Source organism: Terrisporobacter mayombei (assembly GCF_020748465.1).
GTDB classification, from domain to species: domain Bacteria; phylum Bacillota; class Clostridia; order Peptostreptococcales; family Peptostreptococcaceae; genus Terrisporobacter; species Terrisporobacter mayombei.
Genome location: NZ_JAHZMP010000307.1, coordinates 1 through 424, shown reverse-complemented (window position 1 = coordinate 424; position 424 = coordinate 1). Strand labels below are relative to the sequence as shown.

The window sequence follows — 424 nt, the reverse complement described above, 5'->3', positions numbered from 1 at the left end:
ATCAAAGTTTACGTGCAACTCCCCCAAGCTTATCGCAGCTTATCGCGTCCTTCATCGGCTCCTAGTGCCAAGGCATTCGCCCTACACCCTTAATAACTTGACCAGTTATTAAAGTTGATATTTTTAAGAAGTTTATCTTCTTCTTGTATAATGTCATATCACTAAATGTTATGCAGTTTTCAAAGTACTAAAGCACTTAATAAATAAGTACTAATGGTGGAGATGAGGAGGATTGAACTCCTGACCCCTTGCGTGCAAGGCAAGTGCTCTCCCAGCTGAGCTACACCCCCATGTTGATTTTTCAACATATCTTGAGTTTTCATAAAGAACCCTCAAAATTAAACAGTAGGTTAATTCTCCCTAGAAAGGAGGTGATCCAGCCGCACCTTCCGATACGGCTACCTTGTTACGACTTCACCCCAGT

Annotated in this window: 1 tRNA gene and 2 rRNA genes; all 3 read right to left on the bottom strand. The window is 41.7% G+C overall.

The features are described 5' to 3' along the window. Positions 1–103, bottom strand: a 23S ribosomal RNA gene (locus K0039_RS21710); the annotation flags it as partial. 111 nt (positions 104–214) lie between these two features. After that, a tRNA-Ala gene (locus K0039_RS21705) sits at positions 215–290 on the bottom strand. A gap of 74 nt (positions 291–364) precedes the next feature. Next, positions 365–424, bottom strand: a 16S ribosomal RNA gene (locus tag K0039_RS21700); the annotation flags it as partial.